Origin of the sequence: Pseudomonas sp. RAC1 (genome assembly GCF_030658255.1) — a bacterium.
In the GTDB taxonomy this organism is placed as follows: domain Bacteria; phylum Pseudomonadota; class Gammaproteobacteria; order Pseudomonadales; family Pseudomonadaceae; genus Aquipseudomonas; species Aquipseudomonas boreofloridensis.
In genome coordinates, this window is the sequence record NZ_JAUTXS020000014.1 from 92738 (window position 1) to 117125 (window position 24388).

General features: G+C 63.6%; 23 protein-coding genes. 8 read left to right on the forward strand and 15 right to left on the reverse strand.

What is annotated here, in order from left to right; all coding sequences use genetic code 11:
- Positions 1-27 precede the first annotated feature (27 nt).
- Positions 28-369 carry a cupin domain-containing protein gene (locus Q7C30_RS03030; RefSeq protein ID WP_029613627.1) on the forward strand — a complete coding sequence of 114 codons (342 nt, stop codon included), beginning with the start codon at positions 28-30 and terminating at the stop codon, positions 367-369.
- Between the two features lie 56 nt (positions 370-425).
- Positions 426-1505: a polyamine ABC transporter substrate-binding protein gene (locus Q7C30_RS03035; protein WP_304483790.1), complete on the forward strand. Its 1080-nt coding sequence runs from the start codon at positions 426-428 to the stop codon at positions 1503-1505.
- 183 nt (positions 1506-1688) lie between these two features.
- On the opposite strand, the gene Q7C30_RS03040 is transcribed toward Q7C30_RS03035, so the two are convergent.
- The 3 genes from Q7C30_RS03040 to Q7C30_RS03050 all read right to left on the reverse strand — a co-directional run bounded on the left by Q7C30_RS03040 (position 1689) and on the right by Q7C30_RS03050 (position 4036).
- On the reverse strand, positions 1689-3272 hold the full coding sequence (locus Q7C30_RS03040; RefSeq protein WP_039575533.1) for a peptide chain release factor 3: 1584 nt from the start codon (positions 3270-3272) through the stop codon (positions 1689-1691).
- A gap of 114 nt (positions 3273-3386) precedes the next feature.
- Positions 3387-3716, reverse strand: coding sequence for an XRE family transcriptional regulator (locus Q7C30_RS03045; protein WP_029613629.1), 330 nt, complete (start codon positions 3714-3716; stop codon positions 3387-3389).
- Positions 3717-3721: 5 nt separating this feature from the next.
- Complete coding sequence (locus Q7C30_RS03050; RefSeq protein ID WP_295484430.1) at positions 3722-4036, reverse strand: type II toxin-antitoxin system RelE/ParE family toxin; 315 nt, start codon at positions 4034-4036, stop codon at positions 3722-3724.
- Positions 4037-4471: 435 nt separating this feature from the next.
- Here Q7C30_RS03050 and Q7C30_RS03055 point away from each other — a divergent pair, with 435 nt between their 5' ends.
- From Q7C30_RS03055 to Q7C30_RS03075, 5 genes are all read left to right on the forward strand, one after another.
- Complete coding sequence (locus Q7C30_RS03055; RefSeq protein WP_317870631.1) at positions 4472-5185, forward strand: ABC transporter permease; 714 nt, start codon at positions 4472-4474, stop codon at positions 5183-5185.
- 13 nt (positions 5186-5198) lie between these two features.
- Positions 5199-6110 carry a glycine betaine ABC transporter substrate-binding protein gene (locus Q7C30_RS03060; protein ID WP_317870633.1) on the forward strand — a complete coding sequence of 304 codons (912 nt, stop codon included), beginning with the start codon at positions 5199-5201 and terminating at the stop codon, positions 6108-6110.
- On the forward strand, positions 6107-6760 hold the full coding sequence (locus Q7C30_RS03065) for an ABC transporter permease (RefSeq protein ID WP_116887612.1): 654 nt from the start codon (positions 6107-6109) through the stop codon (positions 6758-6760). The genes Q7C30_RS03060 and Q7C30_RS03065 overlap by 4 nt, the downstream gene beginning before the upstream one ends.
- Positions 6757-7914 carry an ABC transporter ATP-binding protein gene (locus Q7C30_RS03070; protein ID WP_317870635.1) on the forward strand — a complete coding sequence of 386 codons (1158 nt, stop codon included), beginning with the start codon at positions 6757-6759 and terminating at the stop codon, positions 7912-7914. The genes Q7C30_RS03065 and Q7C30_RS03070 overlap by 4 nt, the downstream gene beginning before the upstream one ends.
- Before the next feature lie 457 nt (positions 7915-8371).
- Positions 8372-9535 (forward strand): type III PLP-dependent enzyme, encoded by a 1164-nt coding sequence (locus Q7C30_RS03075; RefSeq protein WP_039575523.1) that lies wholly within the window; start codon positions 8372-8374, stop codon positions 9533-9535.
- 31 nt (positions 9536-9566) lie between these two features.
- Here the strand turns inward: Q7C30_RS03075 and Q7C30_RS03080 are convergent, their stop codons facing one another.
- Positions 9567-10310, reverse strand: a complete 744-nt coding sequence (locus Q7C30_RS03080; RefSeq protein WP_317870636.1) for a tetratricopeptide repeat protein — start codon at positions 10308-10310, stop codon at positions 9567-9569.
- 247 nt (positions 10311-10557) lie between these two features.
- Between Q7C30_RS03080 and Q7C30_RS03085 the strand changes: the two genes are divergently transcribed.
- A complete protein-coding gene (locus tag Q7C30_RS03085) occupies positions 10558-13113 on the forward strand; it encodes a sulfite reductase flavoprotein subunit alpha (RefSeq protein WP_317870637.1) in 2556 nt (851 codons plus the stop codon).
- Positions 13114-13152: 39 nt separating this feature from the next.
- Here Q7C30_RS03085 and Q7C30_RS03090 read toward each other — a convergent pair whose 3' ends face one another.
- The 11 genes from Q7C30_RS03090 to ndk all read right to left on the reverse strand — a co-directional run bounded on the left by Q7C30_RS03090 (position 13153) and on the right by ndk (position 24382).
- Positions 13153-13944: an amidohydrolase gene (locus Q7C30_RS03090; protein WP_317870638.1), complete on the reverse strand. Its 792-nt coding sequence runs from the start codon at positions 13942-13944 to the stop codon at positions 13153-13155.
- Positions 13932-15080, reverse strand: coding sequence for a pyridoxal phosphate-dependent aminotransferase (locus tag Q7C30_RS03095; protein ID WP_317870639.1), 1149 nt, complete (start codon positions 15078-15080; stop codon positions 13932-13934). Before Q7C30_RS03095 ends, Q7C30_RS03090 begins: the two co-directional genes overlap by 13 nt.
- 98 nt (positions 15081-15178) lie before the next feature.
- A complete protein-coding gene (gene der / locus Q7C30_RS03100) occupies positions 15179-16642 on the reverse strand; it encodes a ribosome biogenesis GTPase Der (RefSeq protein WP_039575508.1) in 1464 nt (487 codons plus the stop codon).
- Between the two features lie 116 nt (positions 16643-16758).
- Positions 16759-17901 carry an outer membrane protein assembly factor BamB gene (gene bamB / locus Q7C30_RS03105; protein ID WP_039583053.1) on the reverse strand — a complete coding sequence of 381 codons (1143 nt, stop codon included), beginning with the start codon at positions 17899-17901 and terminating at the stop codon, positions 16759-16761.
- A gap of 1 nt (position 17902) precedes the next feature.
- Positions 17903-18544 carry a tetratricopeptide repeat protein gene (locus Q7C30_RS03110; protein ID WP_029613648.1) on the reverse strand — a complete coding sequence of 214 codons (642 nt, stop codon included), beginning with the start codon at positions 18542-18544 and terminating at the stop codon, positions 17903-17905.
- 39 nt (positions 18545-18583) lie between these two features.
- Positions 18584-19870, reverse strand: coding sequence for a histidine--tRNA ligase (gene hisS / locus Q7C30_RS03115; RefSeq protein WP_317870640.1), 1287 nt, complete (start codon positions 19868-19870; stop codon positions 18584-18586).
- Between the two features lie 24 nt (positions 19871-19894).
- Positions 19895-21004, reverse strand: a complete 1110-nt coding sequence (gene ispG, locus Q7C30_RS03120; protein WP_317870641.1) for a flavodoxin-dependent (E)-4-hydroxy-3-methylbut-2-enyl-diphosphate synthase — start codon at positions 21002-21004, stop codon at positions 19895-19897.
- Between the two features lie 3 nt (positions 21005-21007).
- Positions 21008-22006 carry a RodZ family helix-turn-helix domain-containing protein gene (locus Q7C30_RS03125; RefSeq protein ID WP_039575500.1) on the reverse strand — a complete coding sequence of 333 codons (999 nt, stop codon included), beginning with the start codon at positions 22004-22006 and terminating at the stop codon, positions 21008-21010.
- On the reverse strand, positions 22003-22764 hold the full coding sequence (gene pilW, locus Q7C30_RS03130; protein ID WP_317870642.1) for a type IV pilus biogenesis/stability protein PilW: 762 nt from the start codon (positions 22762-22764) through the stop codon (positions 22003-22005). Before pilW ends, Q7C30_RS03125 begins: the two co-directional genes overlap by 4 nt.
- A gap of 15 nt (positions 22765-22779) precedes the next feature.
- A complete protein-coding gene (gene rlmN, locus Q7C30_RS03135; protein WP_039575496.1) occupies positions 22780-23928 on the reverse strand; it encodes a 23S rRNA (adenine(2503)-C(2))-methyltransferase RlmN in 1149 nt (382 codons plus the stop codon).
- Between the two features lie 28 nt (positions 23929-23956).
- Entirely contained in the window at positions 23957-24382 is a 426-nt protein-coding gene (gene ndk, locus Q7C30_RS03140) for a nucleoside-diphosphate kinase (protein ID WP_029613652.1), read from the reverse strand.
- Positions 24383-24388 lie beyond the last annotated feature (6 nt).

Below are 24388 nucleotides of genomic sequence, written 5' to 3' on the forward strand. Positions count from 1 at the left end.
TCCACTCCCACACGAGAATCCGCCGTCATGAGCATCACCCAGTTCAAAGACACAGAACGCGCCGTCCTGGAGACTTCCAACCCGGTCGCCGTGCCCCTTGGCGAACCCGTTGCCGTGACCTCGGTGACCTGCGTCGAGCGCAGCGACGGCGTCGAAACCGGCATCTGGGAATGCACCCCAGGCCGCTGGCGCCGGCAGATCGTGCAACAGGAGTTCTGCCACTTCATCAAGGGCCGCTGCACCTTCACGCCAGACGGTGGCGAGCCGCTGCTCATCGAAGCCGGAGACGCCCTGATGCTACCGGCCAACAGCACCGGTACCTGGGACATCCAGGAAACCGTGCGCAAGACCTATGTGTTGATTTTCTGATCCGCTGATCGCCTGCCGCTCCTCGACAACAACAAACTCAGCAAGGTAAACCGGACATGCGCACACTTCTCATCGCTCCCCTGATACTGGCGGCCGGCGTGGCCAGCGCCGCCGACTCGGTGAAGATCTACAACTGGTCGAGCTACGTCGCGCCCGACACGCTGAAGAATTTCCAGAAGGCCACCGGCATCGCCCCCACCTACGACGTCTACGACAGCAACGAGACCCTCGATGGCAAGCTGATGACCGGCAACTCCGGTTACGACGTGGTGTTTCCCTCCAACCACTTCATGGCGCGGCAGATCCAGGGCAAGGCGCTGAAGAAGCTCGACAAAAGCCAGTTGCCGAACTGGCAGAACCTCGACCCGCGCCTGCTCAAGGTGCTCGAGGTGAACGATCCGGGTAACCAGTATGGTTTCCCCTACCTGTGGGGCAGTACCGGCATCGGTTACAACATCGACAAGGTCAAGGCCGCGCTGGGCGCCGACGCGCCTGTGGATTCCTGGGACCTGATCTTCAAGCCCGAGTACCTGAGCAAGCTCAAGAGCTGCGGCGTGGCGGTGCTGGACAATGGTCCGGAGCTGCTGCCCATCGCCCTGAACTACCTGGGCCTGCCGCACCACAGCCAGAAACCCGAGGATTACGAGAAAGCCAAGGCGCTGCTGATGAAGGCTCGTCCGTACATCAGTTACTTCCATTCGTCCAAGTACACCGGCGACTTGGCCAATGGCGATGTGTGCGTGGTGGTGGGTTTCTCGGGCGATGTATTGCAGGCCAAGAACCGCGCCGAGGAAGCGAAGAATGGGGTCAAGGTGGGCTATTCGATCCCGAAGGAAGGCGCGCCGCTGTGGTTCGACATGGTCGCCATGCCCGCCGACGCCCCGGACGAGAAGGCCGGCTACGCCTACATGAACTATCTGCTCGAGCCTGAGGTGATGGCCAACATCAGTAACTACGTGCAGTACGCCAACGGCAATGCCAAGGCCGACGCCTTGGTCGATCCGGCGCTCAAGCACAACACCATGATCTACCCCAGCGACGATGTGATGAACAAACTGTTCGCCCTGGAAGCGATGCCAGCCAAGATCGATCGCCTGCGCACCCGTATCTGGACCAGCGTAAAGGCAGGCAACTAGCGGCTTGCCGCTAGTTGCAAGCGGCAAGCTACAAGCTGCAAGCTGCAAGCTGCAAGCTGCAAGCAAGAGCAAGAGCAAGAGCCCTACGCGATCTGCTTTTTTCTTGCCGCTTGCAGCTTGCCGCTTGCAGCTTTTTTTTTGCCGCTTGCAGCTCTGAGTCGCCGGGCCTACGGCCCCGGCGACTCAGTGGTGCTCACGCGTAGCGCGGAACTGGATGTCTGGCCAGCGCTCTTCCATCAGCGCCAGGTTGACTCGGGTGGGCGCCAGGTAGGTCAGGTGGCCGCCACCGTCGATGGCCAGGTTTTCCACGGCCTTGTTCTGGAATTCCTCGAGCTTCTTCTTGTCGTCGCAGGCGATCCAGCGGGCCGACCACACGGTGATCGGCTCGTAGGCGCACTCCACCTTGTATTCCTCCTTCAGGCGGCTGGCGACCACATCGAACTGCAGCACACCCACGGCGCCCAGAATGATGTCGTTGCTGCGCTCAGGGAAGAACACCTGGGTCGCGCCCTCTTCGGCCAACTGCTGCAGGCCCTGACGCAGTTGCTTGGACTTCAGCGGATCTTTCAGGCGCACACGACGGAACAGTTCCGGCGCGAAGTGCGGAATGCCGGTGAAACCGAGCACCTCGCCCTCACTGAAGGTGTCGCCGATCTGGATGGTGCCGTGGTTGTGCAGGCCGATGATGTCGCCGGCGTAGGCTTCTTCCAGTTGCTCGCGCTCGGAGGAGAAGAAGGTCAGCGCATCGCCGATGCGCAAATCCTTGCCCAGGCGCACATGACGCATCTTCATGCCCTTCTCGTACTTGCCCGAGCAAATGCGCATGAACGCGATACGGTCGCGGTGCTTGGGGTCCATGTTCGCCTGGATCTTGAACACGAAGCCGGTGAACTTCTCCTCCACCGGCTCCACGGTGCGCTCGTGGGCGACCCGTGCCAGTGGCCGTGGCGCCCAGTCGACCACGGCGTCGAGCACGTGATCGACGCCAAAGTTGCCCAGCGCGGTGCCGAAGAACACCGGAGTGAGTTGGCCGTTGATGAACTCGTCCTGGTTGAACTCGTGGCAGGCGCCCTGCACCAGCTCCAGTTGTTCAACGAACGAATCGTACTGATCGCCCAGGTGGGCGCGGGCTTCGTCCGAGTCCAGCTTCTCGATGATCTTGGCCTCGGTGCGCTCATGACCGTGCCCAGGGGTGTAGACCACGATGTAGTCGCCGGTCAGGTGATACACGCCTTTGAAATCGCGGTAGCAGCCAATCGGCCAGGTGATGGGCGCCGCCTTGATCTTCAGCACGGCCTCGATCTCGTCGAGCAGTTCGATCGGATCGCGGATGTCGCGGTCGAGTTTGTTGATGAAGCTGACGATCGGCGTGTCGCGCAGACGGCAGACGTCCATCAGGGCGATGGTCCGCGGCTCGACGCCCTTACCGCCGTCGAGCACCATCAGCGCCGAGTCCACCGCCGTCAGGGTGCGGTAGGTGTCTTCGGAGAAGTCTTCGTGGCCGGGGGTGTCGAGCAGGTTGACCATGTGCTCGCGGTACGGGAACTGCATCACCGAGGTGGTGATGGAGATGCCGCGCTGCTTCTCCATTTCCATCCAGTCGGAGGTGGCGTGGCGGTCGGACTTGCGCGACTTCACGGTACCGGCGACGGAAATGGCCTTGCCCATCAGCAACAGCTTCTCGGTGATGGTGGTCTTACCGGCGTCGGGGTGGGAAATGATTGCGAAAGTGCGGCGCTTCGCGACTTCGGCGGCCTGATGGGTCATGGGAAATCGCCTGAATGGGGATCGAAAAAGGGGCGATATCATACCTGAAGTCGCACGCCAGACCAAAGTGCGCTCGGCCGCAGGTCGCTGGAATGGTCCCGTATCGCTAAGAGATCAAAGGCGTGACGCCCAATCGCCCGCCAACCCGTCGATCGTAACTGGCGCGCGCCCCGGCAGATGCGCGACCAACTCCAGCCTGCCGCCCATGGCTTCCAGATAGGCGCGCAGGGTAGAGATCAGCATGTCATTGCGATTCTCCACCTTGGAAACGTTCCCCTGCCCCACCTCCAGACGAGCGGCCATTTCTTCCTGGGTAATCTCAAGCTGCTTACGAAGCGCTTGAAGCGTGACTTCTTCACGGATGAGCTCACGACCGCGTGTCTCTATCTTCGCTCTGCGCTCGGGGGACAGCTCGTTCATAAGCTCGACCAGTGTCTTGGACATGGTTTTCAACCTCTGGATAAATGCCGATCAAAGCGTTCGTCGGCGCGCTGAATCAGGTTCCGATAAAATCTCCGCTCCTGAACGCCCGACTTGTCGCCCGCCACTAAAAGAAGCGCACGACGTGCTTTGTCGAAAGCGAATGCGACTCGCCAAACTCCGCCATCAGCGCTGAAGCGTAACTCTTTCATATTCGAATGCCTGGAACCTTTCAATGTGTCCACGCGAGGCCTTCCCAACGCTGGACCATAGTGTTGTAGAAGATAGAGCTGCGCCAAAAGCTCATCCTGAACCTCTCCACCCAGATGCTCGAACTCACCCATGAATTCCGAACACATCACCACACACCACACGGCAAAAAATACCTCCAAGGGAATATTCTCTCAAGAGAATTATCAATCCGTCTCGTGAGAAAGACTGCCGCTGCAACTCGTTGGCCGATAGCAGGTAAATCACCGCCTTTCAGCAGAAAATCCACTGTTCTCCTGAAGGAAAAATCGACTAGACCAGTGATGAACACTGGCCAAACGCCTCTACCCATGGGAACCTTTGTCCCCCCGGAGACGTCCACTCCCCTGCAACCCGCTTCGGTTCCAGGGCTGGTTACACCAGCATCCACGAGCCTGACGGGGCTCGACTCATGGCGTGAACGCCCTGCTTGGCAGGCGCCGCGCTGCTACTCGCGAACACACCACCGCCCCCTCCACGGGTCGGCCAAGAAGAAGTGTGCTCGCCGACGACAAAAAAGGAGTCCACCTGTGGCGAAACGCTACGGAACAGGGCTGTTGGGATGGGCCACCGTGCTCGTCATCCTGGCCCTGCTGATCCACTGGATCGGCCTCGACACGATCGCGCGCTATCGCGACGATCTGACGTTCTACCTGCAAGCGCACCTGGTGTTGGTGCTGGCTTCGATGGCGACGGCACTGGCCGTGGGCATCCCCGCCGGCATTGCCTTGAGTCGACCGCACCGGGTCGACAAAGCCGAGCGCTTCATGCAGTTCTTCAATATTGGCAACACCATCCCTCCCCTGGCCGTACTGGCCATCGCCCTCAGCGTTCTGGGCATCGGCGCAGGCCCTGCGATCTTCGCCCTGTTCCTCGCCTCCCTCCTGCCGATCGTGCGCAACACCTACGAAGGCCTCAAGAACGTCCCCGCCTCGCTCAAGGAAGCCGCCACCGGCATCGGCATGACTCCACGCCAGCAACTGTGGCAGGTCGAGTTGCCCAACGCCGTGCCGATCATCGTCGGCGGCGTGCGCGTGGCCCTGGCGCTCAATGTCGGCACCGCACCACTGGCCTTCCTGATCGGCGCCAACAGCCTGGGCAGCCTGATCTTCCCCGGCATCGCCCTGAACAATCAGCCACAGCTACTGCTCGGCGCGGCCTGCACGGCCTTGCTGGCACTGCTGCTCGACGCGCTGGTGAGTGCCTCCAGCAAACGCTGGCTGGAACGCGGCCTGGCCCATTAAAAAGAGGCAATCCATGAAGAAAGCTATCGCCTTGCTCCTGGGCGCGGGCCTGCTGTTGGCAGGTGTTGCCCAGGCGGCGGAAAAACCCCTGATCCGCATCGGTGCGCGGGTCTTCACCGAGCAGACCGTGCTCGCCGAAATCACTGCCCAGTACCTGCGTGCCAACGGCTTCGACGTGCGCGTCACTGGCGGTCTGGGCAGCAGCCTGGCGCGCCAGGCCCAGGAAACCGGCCAACTGGACCTGATGTGGGAATACACCGGCGTGTCGCTGGTCTCCTACAACCATATTCAGGAACGCATGCCCAGCGCCGAGGCCACCTACGCCAAGGTCAAGGAGCTGGACGCGAAGAAAGGCCTGGTCTGGCTCAAACCGTCCAAGTTCAGCAACACCTATGCCCTGGCCTTGCCCAGCGCGGTGGCCAAGGCCTATCCGCAGGTGCGCACCATCAGCCAGTTGAATCAGGTGCTGCAGGATGAACAGGCGCGCAAGCACCTGGTCGCCCTCGACACCGAGTTCGCCAATCGCCCGGATGGCCTGGACGGCCTCCAGCAGCGCTATGGCATGCAACTGGGCCGCGCCAACATCCGCCAGATGGACGCCGGGCTGGTGTACACCGCTCTGCGCAACGACCAGGTGTTCGCCGGCCTGGTCTACACCACCGACGGTCGCCTCAACGCCTTCGAGCTGACGCTGCTGGAGGACGACAAGCACTACTTCCCGGACTACACCGCCGGCCCCGTGGTCCGCAAGGCCGTGCTCGACGCCCATCCGCAACTGGCCGACCTGCTCGCGCCGCTGGCCGATGCCCTGGACGACGAAACCATGCGCCAGCTCAATGCCAAGGTCGATGTCCAGCACCAGAGCCCGTCCTCGGTCGCGGCCACCTTTCTGCGTGATCATGACCTGCACGAGGTGACCCCATGAGCCTGCTCGACACCTTCGCCCACCTCGACTGGGCATTGGTCCTGCAACTGACCTGGCAGCACATCATGCTGGTGGGCATCGCCGTGGGCCTGGCCATCGTCATCGGCGTGCCGCTGGGCGTCCTGATGACCCGCTTTCCGGTCCTGGCCGGGCCGCTGCAAGCCAGCGCCACGGTGCTGCTGACCATCCCCTCCATCGCCCTGTTCGGCCTGCTGCTGCCGTTCTACTCCACATTCGGCCAGGGCCTGGGGCCGCTGCCGGCGATCACCGCCGTGTTCCTCTATTCGCTGCTGCCGATCCTGCGCAACACCTACCTGGCCCTGACCAACGTGGAACCCGGCATCCGCGAGGCCGCGCGCGGCATCGGCATGACCTTCGGCCAGCGCCTGCGCATGGTCGAATTGCCCATCGCCGTGCCGGTGATTCTCGCCGGCGTGCGTACCGCCGTGGTGATGAACATCGGCGTGATGACCATCGCCGCCACCATCGGTGCAGGGGGCCTGGGCGTACTCATCCTGACCTCCATCAGCCGCAGCGACATGTCGATGCTGCTGGTCGGCGCCGTGCTGGTCAGCCTGCTGGCGATCGTCGCCGACCTGCTTCTGCAAACCCTGCAACGTGCCCTGACTCCAGAAGGACTGCGCCCATGATCGAATTGAAGAACCTCAGCAAGACCTTCGACGTCAACGGCAAGGACGTCAAAGCCGTGGACTCGGTCAGCCTGACCGTCAACGAAGGCGAGATCTGCGTCTTCCTCGGTCCCTCGGGCTGCGGCAAGAGCACCACGCTGAAAATGATCAATCGCCTGATCACCCCGACCTCCGGCCAGGTGTTCATCAACGGCGAGGACACCAGCGGCCTCGACGAGGTCACCCTGCGCCGCCACATCGGTTATGTGATCCAGCAGATCGGCCTGTTCCCCAACATGACCATCGAGGAAAACATCACCGTGGTGCCGCGTCTGCTCGGCTGGGACAAGCAACGTTGCCACGACCGGGCGCGCGAGCTGATGAGCATGATCAAGCTCGAACCCAAGCAGTACCTGCAGCGCTACCCACGCGAGCTGTCCGGCGGGCAGCAGCAGCGGATCGGCGTGATCCGCGCCCTGGCGGCCGATGCGCCGGTGCTGTTGATGGACGAGCCGTTCGGTGCGGTCGACCCGATCAACCGCGAGATGATCCAGAACGAATTCTTCGAGATGCAGCGGGCGCTGAACAAGACCGTGATCATGGTCAGCCACGACATCGACGAAGCCATCAAGCTGGCCGACAAGATCGCCATCTTCCGCGCCGGCAAGCTGCTGCAACTGGACCATCCGGACACCCTGCTGGCGCATCCGGTGGACGACTTCGTCAGCAGCTTCGTCGGCCAGGACAGCACACTCAAGCGCCTGTTGCTGGTGCGCGCCGAGGATGCCGCGGACAACGCACCGTCGGTCAGCCCCGAGACGCCGGTGGCCGAAGCGCTGGAGTTGCTCGACGAGCACGACCGCCGCTATGTGGTGGTGACCGACGCGACGAACAAGGCCCTGGGCTACGTGCGCCGCCGCGACATGCACCGCCAGCAGGGCACGTGCGCCGACTTCCTGCGTGAGTTCAACGCCACCGCCGCCCATGACGAGCACCTGCGCATCCTGCTGTCGCGCATGTACGAGTTCAACCGCGCCTGGCTGCCGGTGCTCGATGCCGAGCAGGTGTTCCTTGGCGAGGTCACCCAGGAGTCGATCGCGGCCTACCTGAGCTCGGGTCGCTCACGCGGTGCCAAGACCAGCATCGTCTCACCGGCCGAGGTTGCCGCCTCCTGAGCGGCGGCCCAGTCGATTTTCATCTCGGTAACAAAAAATTTATTGTCCCGGACGGGTACGGCCGTACCTGTTCCGGGTGGCCATAAATATGAACACTCGGACCCGCCTGTCAGCGGACCGAGTGCCCTGTCCAACCCCTCCATGCCTGTAAGCAGGGCATCACCTGCAAAGGTGCCGACCCACTCCATTCCACAATTTTTTACGCCTGGATCGTCCACGGGAACATCAACCGGCCACAAGGGTCGTTAATTCCACCGGTTGCGCGTCGAACGGTGACGAACAGGCGCGGATCGCGGGTTGATTCCACCTTTCTCACGCCCTACAGTGCGCGCCGAACGTCCATGCTGGAAACGATCCATCCGGCTCAAGTACTGAGTAGGCGAACCAAAGTGGGGATACGGAGGACGTTCAGTTTGCAGCCACTTATTCTTTCAGTTTGCCCATGGAGTCCCTGAGTATGTCGATCCAGGTCGAAGACTATTTCGCACGCGACACCTTCCAGAAAATGAAGGCGTTCGCCGACAAGCAGGAAACCCCGTTCGTACTCATCGATACACAGATGATCAGCCAGGCCTATGACGACCTGCGCGCGGGCTTCGAATTCGCCAAGGTCTACTACGCAGTCAAGGCCAACCCGGCCGTCGAGATCATCGACCTGCTCAAGGACAAGGGTTCGAACTTCGACATCGCCTCGATCTACGAACTGGACAAGGTGATGGAGCGCGGCGTCAGCGCCGATCGCATCAGCTACGGCAACACCATCAAGAAGTCCAAGGACATCCGCTATTTCTTTGAAAAGGGCGTGCGCCTCTACGCCACCGACTCCGAAGCGGACCTGCGCAACATCGCCAAGGCCGCGCCCGGCTCGAAGGTGTACGTGCGTATTCTCACCGAAGGCTCGACCACCGCCGACTGGCCGCTGTCGCGCAAGTTCGGCTGCCAGACCGACATGGCCATGGACCTGCTGATCCTGGCCCGCGACCTGGGCCTGGTGCCCTACGGCATCTCCTTCCACGTCGGCTCCCAGCAGCGCGACATCAGCGTGTGGGACGCGGCCATCGCCAAGGTCAAGGTGATCTTCGAACGCCTGAAAGAAGAAGACGGCATCGAACTGAAGCTGATCAACATGGGCGGCGGCTTCCCGGCCAACTACATCACCCGCACCAACAGCCTGGAAACCTACGCCGAGGAAATCATCCGCTTCCTCAAGGAAGACTTCGGTGACGACCTGCCGGAAATCATCCTCGAGCCGGGCCGCTCGCTGATCGCCAACGCCGGCATCCTGGTCAGCGAAGTGGTGCTGGTGGCGCGCAAGTCGCGTACCGCCGTGGAGCGCTGGATCTACACCGACGTGGGCAAGTTCTCCGGTTTGATCGAAACCATGGACGAAGCCATCAAGTTCCCGATCTGGACCGAGAAGAAAGGCGAGACCGAGGAAGTGGTGATCGCCGGCCCGACCTGCGACAGCGCCGACATCATGTACGAGAACTACAAGTACGGCCTGCCGCTGAACCTGGCCATCGGCGACCGCCTGTACTGGCTGTCCACAGGCGCCTACACCACCAGCTACAGCGCAGTGGAATTCAACGGTTTCCCACCGCTGAAGGCGTACTACCTGTAATCAGGTCCGGGGCCGCCTGGCGGCCCCGATCTCACCCCTCGCAGCGCTCGATCGCCTCGGCGTAGCGCGCCGCAAAGCTGGTCAGTGTCGGCCCCGCGTCCTGCAAGGTCGCCAGCGCACTGCGCAGGAAGTCCACGGGCCCCTGCTGTCGCGCCTGCTCGAACCACTGCGCCGCCTCGCCCATCTGCCCGCGTGACGCCAACACCAGCGCCAGACTGAACATGCCGCGAAAATCTCCCGCTTCGGCCGCCCGCCGATACCAGCGCGCCGCCCGCAACGGACTCGCCGTGGTCGCGATGCCCTGTTCCAGATAACGCCCGTACAGGTTCATCGACTTGGCATGGCCCATCTGCGCGGCCTTCTCATAGCAGGTCAGTGCCAGCCCCTGATCGGCGGGCAAGCCACGTCCGGTCGCCAACAGATTGCCCAAGTTGTACAGGCCCCAGCCTGAGCCCGCATCGGCGGCCTGGGCATAGTGGATCGCGGCCTGGCTCAGCGCCACCTCGCCGCCCCAGCCATGCTCCAGGCAGCGGCCCAGCAGGTTGTGCGCCTTGGCATTGCCGGCCTGGGCTGCCACCGCCAGCCAATGGCGGGCCAGACGCTCGTCCTGCTCGATGCCGCGCCCGTCCAGCAGGATCTGCCCCAGCAGCGCCTGCGCCTCGACCACGCCCTGCCCGGCGGCGGCGAGAATCGCCTTGGAGGCTTGGCCAGGTTGATGGTCGAGCATCGACGCCAACTGATCGGCACCGAAGCGTTCCGAGGTGGAGGCAGACATGGGACGGTGACCTGTGAAATCGCAAAAGGCCCCCATCATAGGGAGTCGGTTTCAGTGCGGGCAAGGATGGCGGGACGAGCGCACGAGTGGATCACGCGCAGAAGACAGGTGTACCGGCTCGCAAATGCTAACCAGTCTCAATTGTTACTCTCCCTCGCTTGCATTAGAATCCCAGCGCCGCGCTGGCAGCCCTGCCCTAAACACCTCCGCCACTAAGCGCCACCCTCTGGAATTCAAGGTAATCGAAGTGCTGAAGAAGTCGCTGTTCCAATTGCACTGGTTCTTCGGCATCAGTGCCGGCGTGGTCCTGGCGCTGATGGGCATCACCGGGGCGATCTGGTCGTTCCAGGAAGAACTGCTGCGCTTTTTCAACCCTGAGGTGTTGAAGGTCGAGGTGCGTCGCGAAGGCGTGCTGCCACTGCCGGAACTGGTGCGCCGCGCCGAGGCCGCCCAGCACGACAAGGTGGCCATGCTCTGGGTCGACACCCGCAGCGACGAGGCCGCCCGGCTGTTCTTCACGCCGCCCCCAGGCGAGCGCCGCGGCGAACTGCGCTACGCCGATCCCTACACCGGCGAACTGCTCGGCGCCGTGGCCGGTCAGGACTTCTTCAACCTCATGCTGCAACTGCACCGTTTCCTGGCCATGGGCGACAGCGGCCGACAGATCACTGGCGCCTGCACCCTGCTGCTGATCTTCTTCTGCCTGTCCGGCCTGTACCTGCGCTGGCCACGGCGGGCACGGGACTGGCGGGTGTGGCTGACCTTCGACTGGGCGCGCAAAGGTCGGGCGTTCAACTGGGATCTGCACGCCGTCGCCGGCACCTGGTGCCTGCTGTTCTATCTGCTGTTCGCCCTGACCGGCCTGTTCTGGTCCTACGAGTGGTACCGCGAGGGGCTGAACAGGCTGCTGGCCGACCCGCCTGCTGCCGGGCAGTCGACACTGTCGCGCAGCGAGCGCCGCGCACGGGCCATGGCACCGCCCGACAAGGACGCAGCGCCTTTGGTGGTGGATTATCCGGCCCTGTGGTCTGCCCTTCAGGTCGCGGCCGGACCGGGTCTGGCCTCCTACAACCTGCGCCTGCCCGCCACCGGTGGCCAACCCGCCAACGTCTTCTACATGCTGGACGACGCCGCACACCCGCGCGCCTACAACACGCTGACGCTGGATCCGGCCACCGGCGAGGTGAGCAGCCACGAGCGCTACACCGACAAGTCGTTCAAGGCGCAACTGCTGCAGAGCGTCTATGCCCTGCATGTGGGTGAATACTTCGGCCTGACCGGACGCATCCTGCTCACCCTCGCCAGCCTGAGCATGCCGCTGTTCTTCGTCACCGGCTGGCTGCTGTATCTGGATCGACGCCGTAAACAGCGTCAGGTGCGTGCCGCTCGGGGCTCGGTGGACCACGCCAGCGACGGCGAAGGCGGTTGGCTGATCGCCTTCGCCAGCCAGAGCGGCCTGGCCGAACAACTGGCCTGGCAAAGCGCCGGGCAATTGCAGGCCGCGGGCGTGGCGGTTCGGGTGCGCAGCCTCGCCCAGCTCGACCAGGCGCAACTGAGCCAGTCCTTGCGCGTGCTATTCGTGGTCAGCACCTTCGGCGAAGGCCAGGCACCGGACAGCGCCCGTGGCTTTGAGCGCAACGTGCTGGGTCAGGCCCTGGACCTGAGCCACCTCAGCTACGCCGTGCTCGCGCTGGGCGATCGTCAGTACCCGCATTTCTGTGGTTTCGCCCGACGCCTGCACGCCTGGTTGGGTGAGCGCGGGGCGACTTCAGCGTTCAGCCCGGTGGAAGTCGATAACGCCGACGCCGGTGCGTTGCAGCACTGGCAACAGGCGCTGAGCGCGCTGACCGGTGCCGCGGCCGTCACCCCCTGGCAGGCGCCGGACTATGGCAACTGGCGCCTGATCCGACGACAGTTGCTCAATCCCGGCAGCCAGGGTGCACCGGTGTTCCTGCTGGGCCTGAGCGCCGAACGACCGAGCACGTGGGAGGCCGGCGATCTGGTGGAGATACTGCCTCGTCATGGCCAGGTACGGATCGACGCGTTCTTGGCGGGCCTGGGCCTGGATGCCGCGCAGCCGGTGCACCTCGACGGACTGTCGCAGCCACTGGGACAAGCGCTGGCCAGTCGTCAATTGCCGGGCAGCCGCGAACACCTGGTCGGGCTGCATGCCCAGGCGCTGATCGATGCACTGATCCCACTCGGCACACGCGAGTACTCCATCGCCTCCATCGCCAGCGACGGCGTGCTGGACTTGATCGTGCGCCAGGAACGGCATCCCGACGGCAGCCTGGGGCTGGGCTCCGGCTGGCTGACCGAGTTCCTGCCACTGGACGGCCATGTGCGTCTGCGGGTACGCCGCAACAGCAGCTTTCACTTGCCAGCGGGGCCGGCACCGCTGGTGCTGATCGGCAACGGTACTGGCCTGGCGGGCCTGCGCAGCTTGCTCAAGGCGCGCATCGCCGCCGGGGAGCGGCACAACTGGCTGTTTTTCGGCGAGCGTAATCGAGCCTGCGACCTGCTCTGCGGCGAGCAGCTGCACGCTTGGCTGGACAGCGGCGATCTGGCTCGGCTGGACCTGGCCTTTTCACGGGATCAGGCGGAAAAGATCTACGTGCAGGATGTACTGCTGCAGCAGGCCGAGACGCTGCGCCGTTGGGTCGATGACGGTGCGAGCCTGTACGTCTGCGGCAGCCTTCAGGGCATGGCGACGGGCGTGGATGCGGCGCTCAGGGGGATTTTCGGTGAGGATGGGGTGGAGCACCTGATCGAAGAAGGCCGCTACCGGCGGGACGTGTATTGACCTCCCATCGGTGGCGGCCAGACCCTCTGGCCGCATGGCTCAGTGGATATCGAAGGTGTCGGCATCCAGGTTCGCCGGGAACCGTGCACGGTAGGCGGCCAGGTCCACGGCATTGAGCGCCACATGGAAGACACCATCGGCTTCGGCTGCGCCCAGCAGGCTCTCGCCCTGGAAATCCAGTACCTGACTGTCCCCCGAGTAGGCAAAGCCCTTGCCGTCGGTGCCCACCCGATTGACCGCCGCCACATAGCACAGGTTCTCGATCGCCCGCGCGGGCAGCAGACGGTTCCAGTGCTGGCGGCGCGCTGCCGGCCAGTTGGCGGTGTACAACAGCAGGTCGGTGTCGTGCGGGTCGCGGCTCCACACCGGGAAGCGCAGGTCGTAGCAAATCAGCGGACGCACGCGCCAACCCTTGAGCTCGAACTGTACCTGCCGCTCGCCCGGCGTGTAGTGCTGGTGCTCGCCAGCCATGCGGAACAGGTGACGCTTGTCGTAGTGCAGCACCTCGCCATCGGGGCGCGCCCACAGTAGGCGGTTGCGCTGGCTGCCGTCAGCCGCACGAATGATCACGCTGCCGGTGATCACCGCGTCGAGCTTCTTCGCCTGGGCCTTGAGCCATTTACAGGTGGGCCCCTGCTCCGGCTCGGCGAGGCGCTCGGAATCCATGGTGAATCCGGTGGTGAACATCTCCGGCAGAATCACCAGGTCCGCCCCTCGGGCTTGCTCCAGCAGCACCTCGAAATGTGCGTGGTTGCCTTCGCGGTCATGCCAGGCCAGGTGAGTCTGCACCAGGGCCAGGTTCAGGTTGGGCAGTTGGCTCAGATCGCGCATAGCTTTTCCGCTGCCTGACGCAGCGTCTCCTCACGTTTGGCGAAGCACAGGCGCACCAGGCGCTGCGCGGGGATGGGTTGCTGGTAGAACACCGACACCGGAATGCTCGCCACGCCGTGCTCGCGGGTCAGCCACAGCGCCATCTGCACGTCATCGAGGTCGGGACGGATCGCCGAGTAGTCCACCAGTTGGAAATAGGTGCCCGCCGCGCGGGTGAACCTGAAGCGCGAGGTGTGCAACAGGTCGCAGAACAGATCGCGTTTGGCCTGGTAGAAACCCGGCAGTTCGTCCACATGGGCCGGGTGTTCGGCCATGAAGTCGGCCAGCGCCCACTGCAGGGGGGTCACGCCACAGAAGTTGACGTACTGGTGCACCTTGCGCAGCTCCGCGCTCAGTGCTGGCGGCGCGACCACATAGCCGGTTTTCCAACCCGTGACGTGATAGGTCTTGCCGAACGAGCTGACCACGAAGGCCCGCGCGTACAACGCCTCGTGGGCCAGCACGCTGGCATGCTGCACCCCGTCGTAGACCAGGTGCTCGTAGACTTCGTCGCTGAGCAGGTACAGATCGCGCCCGGCGATCAGCGCCGCCAACTGGTCGAGGTCTTCGCGGGTAATCAGCGCGCCGCTGGGGTTGTGCGGGGAGTTGAGCACCACCAGGCGCGTGCGGGGTGTCAATGCATCGCTGAACGCTTGCCAGTCGATACGAAAATCACCATCGCTCAGTTGCAGATGCACGCAGCGACCGCCAGCCAGTGCCACGGCGGGTGCGTAGCTGTCGTAGCAGGGATCGAAGACGATTACCTCGTCACCGGGCTGAATCACTGCCTGGATGGCGCAGAAGAGCGCCTCGGTGGCGCCGGGGGTAATGGTGATTTCCTGCTCGGCGTCCACTTGAACGCCATACAGGCGGGCAATCTTCGCCGCGACCTGTTCGCGCAGTACAGGCAGGCCGGTCATGGGTGCGTATTGGTTGTGGCCGGCGTTCACATGCCGCGAGACCGCTTCGAGCAGCGCGGGCGGTGCGTCGAAATCGGGAAAACCCTGGGAAAGGTTGAGCGCGCCGGTCTGGGCGGCGAGCTGGGACATGCGGGTAAAGATGGTCGTGCCGACGTTCGGCAGTTTGCTGCGGATCATGGAGCCCTCTTTCCTGCGGACTGAGGGGGGATAAGCTACAAGCTCTGAATGGCAAGCGACAAGAGTGAAGGAGCGGCGGTTCGCCGCTCCTTCTGGGCTCAGCGCTTGTCTTTGCGCTTCTTCTCGGCCTTCTTGTGGTGTGACATCAGGCGGCGCTTCTTGTTGACCTGACGGTCGGTGAGGGTGTTCTTGTTGCCCTCGTAGGGGTTTTCGCCGCCTTTGTACTCTATACGGATCGGCGTGCCGACCAGCTTGAGGACACGGCGGTAGGTGTTTTCCAGATAACGCGAGTAGGAACGCGGAATCTTGTCGGTCTGGTTGCCATGGATCACGATCAGCGGCGGGTTGGCGCCACCGAGGTGGGCATAGCGCAGCTTGATGCGGCGACCGTTGACCAGCGGCGGCTGGTGCTCGCTGACGGCGTCCTCGAGAATCTGCGTCAGGCGGCTGGTCGGCCAGCGGGTGACCGCCGACTTGAACGCGGCCTGCACCGACTTGTACAGGTTGCCAACGCCCGTGCCGTGCAGCGCGGAGATGAAGTGGATGTCGGCGAAATCGACGAAGAACAACCGGCGCTCCAGCTCGGTCTTCACGTAGTCGCGCTCGCCCGACTCCATGCCATCCCACTTGTTCAGGGCGATGACGATGGCCCGGCCGGCTTCGAGGGCGAAGCCCAGCAGGTTGAGGTCGTGGTCGACCACACCTTCACGGGCGTCCATGACGAACACCACCACGTTGGCGTCCTTGATCGCCTGCAACGTCTTCACCACCGAGAACTTCTCGACTTCCTCGTGGATCTTACCGCGCTTGCGCACGCCCGCGGTGTCGATGAAGGTGTACTTCTCGCCATCGCGCTCGAACGGAATGTAGATGCTGTCGCGCGTGGTGCCCGGCTGGTCGTACACCACCACACGCTCTTCACCGAGCATGCGGTTGACCAGGGTGGACTTGCCGACGTTGGGACGGCCGATGATGGCGATCTTGATGCCATCCTTCTCGCTCGGCCCCGGAATGCGCACCGCCTCCTCGCCCTCGGCGACCTCAGCATCCAGCGCTTCTTCGACCTGGTCGCGCGGGATGTGGCCCAGCACAGCTTCCATCAGGCCATTGATGCCGCGGCCTTGGGAGCCGGCCACCGGGATGGCGTTGCCCATGCCCAGCGGCGAGAACTCGGCGCGGGCGACGTCGGCGTCGATGTTGTCGATCTTGTTGGCGACCAGGATCGCTTCCTTGTTCCGCTTGCGCAGATGCTCGGCGATCATCTGGTCGGCGGCGGTCATGCCGGCACGGGCATCGACCAGGAACAGGACATAGTCGGCTTCTTCGATGGCCATCAGCGATTGCGCGGCCATTTTCTCGTCCATGCCCACTTCGTCGCCGGTGATACCGCCGGTGTCGATGAGAATGTAGGAGCGACCCTGCCAGCTGGCGTCGCCGTACTGGCGGTCACGGGTCAGGCCCGAGAGGTCGCCGACGATGGCATCGCGGGTCTTGGTCAGGCGGTTGAACAGGGTGGATTTGCCGACGTTCGGCCGTCCCACCAGGGCGATTACGGGAACCATGCGGCTCTCCACTCTGAATTCTTGAAAATGCAAAGGCCGCTGCAAGGCAGCGGCCGGAGTTCGGGCGGCGCGTCCTGCGCCGCAGCCTGAAACCGAGGTCGGTTTCAAGCATAGCTTCAGCGGATGGTCAGTGCCTCGAGCTTGCCGCTGTTGCCATAGACGTAGATGGTGTTGCCCACCACCAGCGGACGGGCACGCAGGCCGTCGCTGTCGATGCGCTCACGGCCGACGAAGCGACCGTCGACCTGGCTGAGCAGGTGCAGGTAACCCTCGAAGTCGCCCACCGCCACGTAGCTGGAGAACACCTCCGGCGCGGACAGTTGGCGACGGGCCAGGGAGTCGTTGCTCCACAGGGCCGACGACGAGCGCTCGTCGATGCTCTCGACGGTGCCGGACGCCTCGCTGACGTACACGTTGCCCAGGCCCTGGGCGACGCCCACGTAGCTGGAGGCATCGCGCTGCCACAGGACACGACCGCTTTCCAGGTCCAGGCCAGCGACGCGGCCCTGGTAGCTGCTGACGTAGAGCACACCACCGGACAGTTGCAGGCCGCCGTCGATGTCCACCACGCGCTCCAGTTCCGAACGACCTTGCGGGATGGCGACGCGCGCCTCCCACACCGGTACGCCGTTCTGGGTATCGACTGCGACCACCTTGCCGGTGGACAGACCTGCCACGGCCATGCGATTGGTCACGATCGGCGCGCCGGTGCCACGCAGCGTCAGCACCGCAGGCGAGCTTTCGTAGATCCAGCGGCGGTCGCCGGTGTTGAAGTCCAGGCCGACCAGACGATCGTCCTGGGTCTGCACCACCACCACGTCACCGTTGGTGGCCGGCGGAGCCAGCACCTCGCTGGTCACGCGCGAGCGCCAGCGCTCTTCGCCGGTGCTGGCATCCAGAGCGATGACTTCACCTTTGAGGGTGCCCATCATCACCAGGCCGTAGCCCACGCCGACAGCACCGGACACTGGCACTTCCAGGTCCTTGTCCCAGATCACGTCACCGTTGAGGCGGTTCAGTGCGTAGACCTTGCCATTGACGTCGGCCGCGTAGATACGGTCGTTCTCGATGGCCGGCACCAGGAGGTTGTACTTTTCCCCCTGACCGTCACCGATCGAACGGCTCCACTGCTTGGTCAGCACCACCTCTTCGGTGAACTTGGTCAGTTCGGCCGGGGGCAGTTCCTTCTTGCTGTTGCTGCTGCAACCCGCGGCCAGGACGGCCAGGGCGAGCACTGCTGCTTGTTTCCAACCGGTCACTTCACGCGTCCCCTTTGGCCAGGTCATCGAGCTTCAGTTGCAAACCACCGATCGCGGCGTCGTCAGACAGCGCGGCCTTGGCTTTTTCGTAGGCACCATGGGCATCGTCGGTACGGCCCAATTGCACCAGCAGATCGCCTTTGAGCTCCTCGCGACTGGCCTGGTAGGCCTTCTCGGCGTTGCCGTCGAGCAACTTGAGTGCCTCTTCGGCTTTGTTCTGCGCCGCGAGCACGCGCGCCAGACGCTGACGGGCGAGCTCGCCCAGGGTCGCGTCGGCGGGTTTATCCACCACGCCCTTGAGTTCTGCGGCAGCGTCGTCGAGCTTGCCGCTCTCCACCGCCACTTTCGCCACGAACAGGCTGCCGTACTGGGCGTAGGCGGTGCCGCCGTACTCGCTCTTGAGCTTGCCGGACAACTCGGCCACCTTGGTCGCATCCGGCTTGCCGTCAGCCGACAGGGCCGTTTCGATCAACGCCTGATAGACCATCGAAGCGCCCTGCGACTGGTTGTTCTGGTACTTGTGCCAGGCCTGCCAGCCCATCACCACCGCCGCGGCGAGCAAAGCACCGGTCAGCAGCGGCTTGCCGTTGCGGTTCCACCAGTCCTTGGCTGCGACCAGGCCTTCATCATCGGTACTCGACACCCCAATACTCCTTTTCAGCAATTCGGCTGTATGACCGCTTCACGCCTGCGCGAGAGCAGCTTGCAGGTGCTCGGCCAGAGCATCCCAGGCAATGTTCTGTTGTTCGCCCTGGCCACGCAGGGGTTTGAAACCTACCACTTGTTGCGCCAGTTCGTCGTCCCCCAGGATCAGGGCGAACAGCGCCCCGCTGCGGTCGGCCTTCTTGAACTGGTTCTTGAAATTGCCACCGCCGGCGTTGACGGCAAGGCGCAGCGCCGGCAAGCGGTCGCGCAGTTGCTCGCTGAGCGCCAGCCCCGCCAGCTCGGCCTGCTCGCCGAAGGCGCACAGGTACACATCCAGCGTGCGCGCAATCGACTCGGGCACCTGACCCAGGGTTTCGATCAGCAGCAGCAGGCGTTCGATACCCATGGCGAAACCCACGCCAGCGGTAGGCTTGCCGCCCATCTGCTCGACCAGGCCATCGTAACGGCCACCCGCGCAGACCGTGCCCTGGGCGCCGAGCTTGTCGGTGACCCACTCGAAGACGGTCTTGCTGTAGTAATCCAGGCCACGCACCAGCTTGGTGTTGATCACGAACGGGATACCGGCGGCGTCCAGGCGCGCCTTGACGCCTTCGAAATGCACGCGCGACTCTTCGTCCAGGTAATCCTCCAGCTTCGGCGCACCGACCAGCGCGGCCTTGGTGCCCTCGTGCTTGCTGTCGAGGATACGCAGCGGATTGCTCTTGAGGCGGCGCTGGCTGTCTTCGTCCAACTGGTCGAGGCGCTCGGAGAGGAACTCGACCAGTGCCTCGCGATAGCGCCCGCGCGCTTCGCTGGTGCCCAGGCTGTTGAGTTCGAGGGTGACGGCATCCTGAATACCCAGGCGCGCCCACAGGCGCCAGGTCAGCATGATCAGCTCGGCATCGATGTCGGGACCGGCCAGGTTGAACACCTCGACGCCGATCTGGTGGAACTGGCGATAGCGCCCCAATTGCGGGCGCTCGTGGCGGAACATGGGCCCGACATACCAGAGTTTCTGAACCTGGCCGTTGCCGATGATGCCGTGCTCGAGCACTGCACGCACGCACGCGGCGGTGCCTTCGGGACGCAAGGTCAGCGAATCCTTGTTGTCCTGAAAGGTATACATTTCCTTTTCGACGATATCGGTGACTTCACCGATCGAACGCTTGAACAGTTCGGTGAACTCGACGATCGGCGTGCGGATCTGGCTGTAGCCGTAGGTGTCCAGCAAGCTGGCCACGGTGCCTTCGAAGTAGCGCCACAGCGGCGATTGCTCGGGCAGGATGTCGTTCATGCCACGAATGGCTTGCAGCGATTTGCTCACGAAAAGTCCTTACGAATCTGTATATCAGCCGCGGGCGATCAGCGCCGCGTCGGCCTCGACCTTTTCGGCCGCTTTCTGGCGGATGAGCTTTTCCAGCTCATCGACCAGGTTGTCGTTGGTCAGCTTCTGTGCCGGCTTGCCATCGATGTACACCAGGTTGGGCGTGCCACCGGTCAGGCCAACATGCGATTCCTTGGCTTCGCCCGGTCCGTTGACCACACAGCCGATCACCGCGACGTCCAGCGGCACCAGCAGGTCTTCCAGGCGCCCTTCCAACTCGTTCATGGTCTTGACCACATCGAAATTCTGCCGCGAGCAGCTCGGGCAGGCGATGAAGTTGATGCCACGCGAGCGCAGGTGCAGCGACTTCAGAATGTCGTAGCCGACCTTCACTTCCTCGACCGGATCGGCCGCCAGCGAAATGCGGATGGTATCGCCGATGCCTTCGGCGAGCAGCATACCGAGGCCGACGGCGGATTTCACCGTTCCGGAACGCAGTCCTCCCGCTTCGGTGATGCCCAGGTGCAGGGGCTGCACGATCTGCTTGGCCAGCAGGCGATAGGCTTCGACGGCCATGAACACGTCGGAGGCCTTCACGCTGACCTTGAAGTCATGGAAATCCAGGCGGTCGAGGTGCTCGACATGGCGCAGCGCCGACTCGACCAGCGCGGCCGGAGTCGGCTCGCCGTACTTCTTCTGCAGGTCTTTTTCCAGGGAGCCGGCGTTGACGCCGATGCGGATCGGAATGCCACGATCGCGAGCGGCATCGACCACCGCGCGCACTCGGTCTTCACGGCCGATGTTGCCCGGGTTGATGCGCAGGCAGTCGACGCCGAGCTGGGCGACGCGCAGCGCGATCTTGTAGTCGAAGTGGATATCGGCGACCAGCGGGACGCTCACCTGCTGCTTGATCTTGCCGAAGGCTTCGGCGGCGTCCATGTCGGGCACCGACACGCGGACGATATCGACACCGGCATCCACCAAACGCTGGATCTGCGCCACGGTGGCGGCCACATCGTTGGTGTCGGTGTTGGTCATGCTCTGTACCGCGATGGGAGCATCGCCGCCCACCGGCACATTGCCGACCCAGATTTTGCGGGATTCGCGACGTTTGATCGGGGATTCACCGTGCATGACTTACTGTCCCAACTTCAGGCGAGCGGTCTCGCCACTGGTGAACGGGGCGACATCGACGGGCTGGCCGTTGTAGCTGACCTGGGCGCCACGGGCAAAGCCCAGGCGCACGGCGAACGGCGGCTTGCCTGCCAGTTCGAGGCTATCGCCCTTGCGCTTGATGGCGCTAAATAGCACCTTGCCATTTCCGTCGGTGACCTGGGTCCAGCAGTCGGCGACGAACTGGATGGCGACCTTGCCTTCCCCTGCGATCGGCGCAGCAGGCTCGCTGGCAGCGGGCGCAGCAGGGGTGGTCGAAGGCGCGGTGGTGGTCGTGGCAGCCGGCGCATGCGGCTGGGCTGGGTTCTGCGCAACCGGCGCAGTAGGCGCGACCGCGGACGCGGACTGTTCAGGTGCCTGGGCGGCGGTTTCGTCTTCGCCCTGCGCTGCCGTGTCCTGCCCCAGCGGCAGCGGCGCGCTTTCGGGCTGCTGGCCAGCGCTCACGGCCTGGTCCTCGGGCTCGTCGAGGGTGTGGATCTGGGTGGTGCCGTCGGCGCTTTCGACCTCGACATGCTCCAGGGCGATCTTGCTCAGGTCCTTGCCATGCTGGCCGCTCTGGTCCTGCCACCAGAAGAAGCCACCGCCGACCACCACCACCAGCAGCAGCAGGCTGACGCCGCGCAGGATGTTGTGCGACAAGCGCACCGGCTCCTCGATACGACCCAGCGAATGCACTTCGCTGCCTTTGGCATGGGTGCCGGTCACGCGATCAAAGGCCTCGACCAACGGGGCCTGATCCATGTCCATGAGCTTGGCGTAGGCGCGAATGTAGCCGCGGGCGAAGGTATGCCCGGGAAGCTTGTCGAAGGCACCGGTTTCCAGGTAGTTCAGCGAGGTGACGGTCAGGTTCAGCCTACGGGCGACCTCGGCTTGCGACCAGTTCCGGTGCTCGCGCGCCTGGCGCAGGACGTCACCGGGATGCTGCTCAAGCGCTGCTGCTGATTCGGGGTGCGCGGCGTTCATCGTTGCTCCGACAGGTATTGCTGATATTCCGGCGTACCGGGATAAAGTCGTTGTAGTGTGCGGCCCAGTTCGTCAGCGGCACCGTGCTCTTCGACGATTCGCGCCAGACGACTGCCCAACAGCAGGCTGCGGGCATCATGCTGGCCCTGCTGGCTGAAACGTTCGTAGTAATCCCAGGCCGGCACATAATGCCTGTTTTCGTAGGACAACTCAGCCATTTCCAGTAGCGCCCGCGGTTGTCGCTGATCGAGGCGCAGGGCTTTTTCCAGATAGGCCTGTGCTTGCTCGGCGCGGCCTTGCCTGAGCGCGGTCAGGCCCAGGTTCTCGTACACGCGCGAGCGCTCAGGATACAGGGTATCGGCGGCGGCTTGGCGAAACATCTGCTCGGCCTGGCGAAAATGCCCTTGAGCATAGAGGAAACTGCCGTAATTGTTGCGAATGCGCGCATCGTTCGAGCGCTGTGCCAGGGCGTGACGAAAATGCTCATCCGCCAGCTCCGGCTCGCCTTGAGCCTGGAACACCAGGGCCAAAGCCGCATGGGCATCGGCGTCACGCGAGTCCAACTCGAGCGCGCGCGCCAACGGCACCTTGGCCTGCTCGCTCATGCCCTGCTGCAGATAGCCCAGGCCCAACTGCACGTAGGCACGCCCCGCCTCTGCCCGACCCTGCTCGCTGGACAGCGGATGGCCGCTGCCGCCGGACACGCAGCCAGCCAGCAACAGCAGTGACAGGATCGACAGCGCGGCGCGCAGGGTCATGGGCGGCGGTGTCCGTCAGAGGCGCACGGCGCTGTCTGCCGACTCGCTACCGTCGGCGTTGAGCTGGCGCACGGCAATGTAGCGCTCGCTGCGGCGGGTGCGGTCCATGACCTGACCGACCAACTGGCCGCACGCCGCGTCGATGTCTTCACCACGGGTGGTCCGGGTGGTGACGTTGAAGCCACCGTGGTGCAGCAGGTCCTGGAAGCGACGGATCGCATTGTTGCTGGGCCGCTCGTAGCCGGAGTGCGGGAACGGGTTGAACGGGATCAGGTTGATCTTGCACGGCACGTCGCGCAGCAGCTCGATCATCTGCGCGGCGTGTTCGGGCTGGTCGTTGACATCCTTGAGCAGGGTGTACTCGACCGTCAGCACGCGTTTGCCGCCGAGCGTGGCCATGTAGCCCAGGCAAGACTCGAGCAGTACCTTGAGCGGGTACTTCTTGTTGATCGGCACCAGCTTGTTGCGCAGTTCGTCGTTCGGCGCGTGCAGCGACAGCGCCAGCGACACGTCGATGTGCTTGGCCAGTTCGTCGATCATCGGCACCACGCCCGAGGTGGACAGGGTGACGCGACGCTTGGAGATGCCATAGCCCAGATCGTCCATCATGATCTTCATGGCGGCGATGACATTGTCGAAATTGAGTAGCGGCTCGCCCATGCCCATCATCACCACGTTGGTGATGGCGCGGTCGATCTTGGCCGGGACGGTGCCGAAGGATTTGTTCGCAAGCCATACCTGGCCGATGACTTCGGCGGCGGTCAGGTTGCTGTTGAAGCCTTGCTTGCCGGTGGAGCAGAAACTGCAGTCCAGGGCGCAGCCAGCTTGCGACGAGACGCAGAGCGTGCCGCGGTCGTCGGTGGGAATGTAGACGGTCTCGACGCAGCTGCCGGAGGCAACGCGCACGACCCATTTGCGGGTACCGTCGGCGGAAATGTCTTCACTGACCACTTCCGGAGGTCGAATCTCGGCAATGGCCTCGAGCTTTTCGCGCAAGGCCTTGCCGACGTTGGTCATGTCCGCGAAATCGGACACGCCAAAATGGTGAATCCATTTCATCACCTGACCGGCACGGAAGCGCTTCTCCCCGATCGAGTCGAAGAACTGTTCCATTTCCGGCAGGGTCAGCCCCAACAGGTTGATTTTGCCAGTAGATGTCGTCATGGATTCACCCTCACTCGAAAGCGTTCGCTTAGCGAGTGGTTACCTCGGTAGCTGCGAAGAAGTAGGCGATTTCGCGAGCGGCAGCGGCTTCGGAGTCCGAACCGTGGACGGCGTTGGCGTCGATCGACTCGGCGAAGTCGGCACGGATGGTGCCGGCAGCGGCTTCTTTAGGGTTGGTAGCGCCCATCAGCTCACGGTTCAGAGCGATGGCGTTTTCGCCTTCCAGCACCTGGACAACGACCGGTCCGGAAGTCATGAAGGCAACCAGTTCGCCGAAGAAGCCACGCGCGCTGTGCTCGGCGTAGAAGCCTTCGGCTTCGGCCTTGGACAGTTGCTTGATTTTCGAGGCGACGACTTTCAGGCCGGCTTTTTCGAAACGAGTGGTGATCTCACCGATGACGTTTTTGGCGACGGCGTCAGGCTTGATGATGGAGAAAGTACGTTGAACAGCCATGGAAAA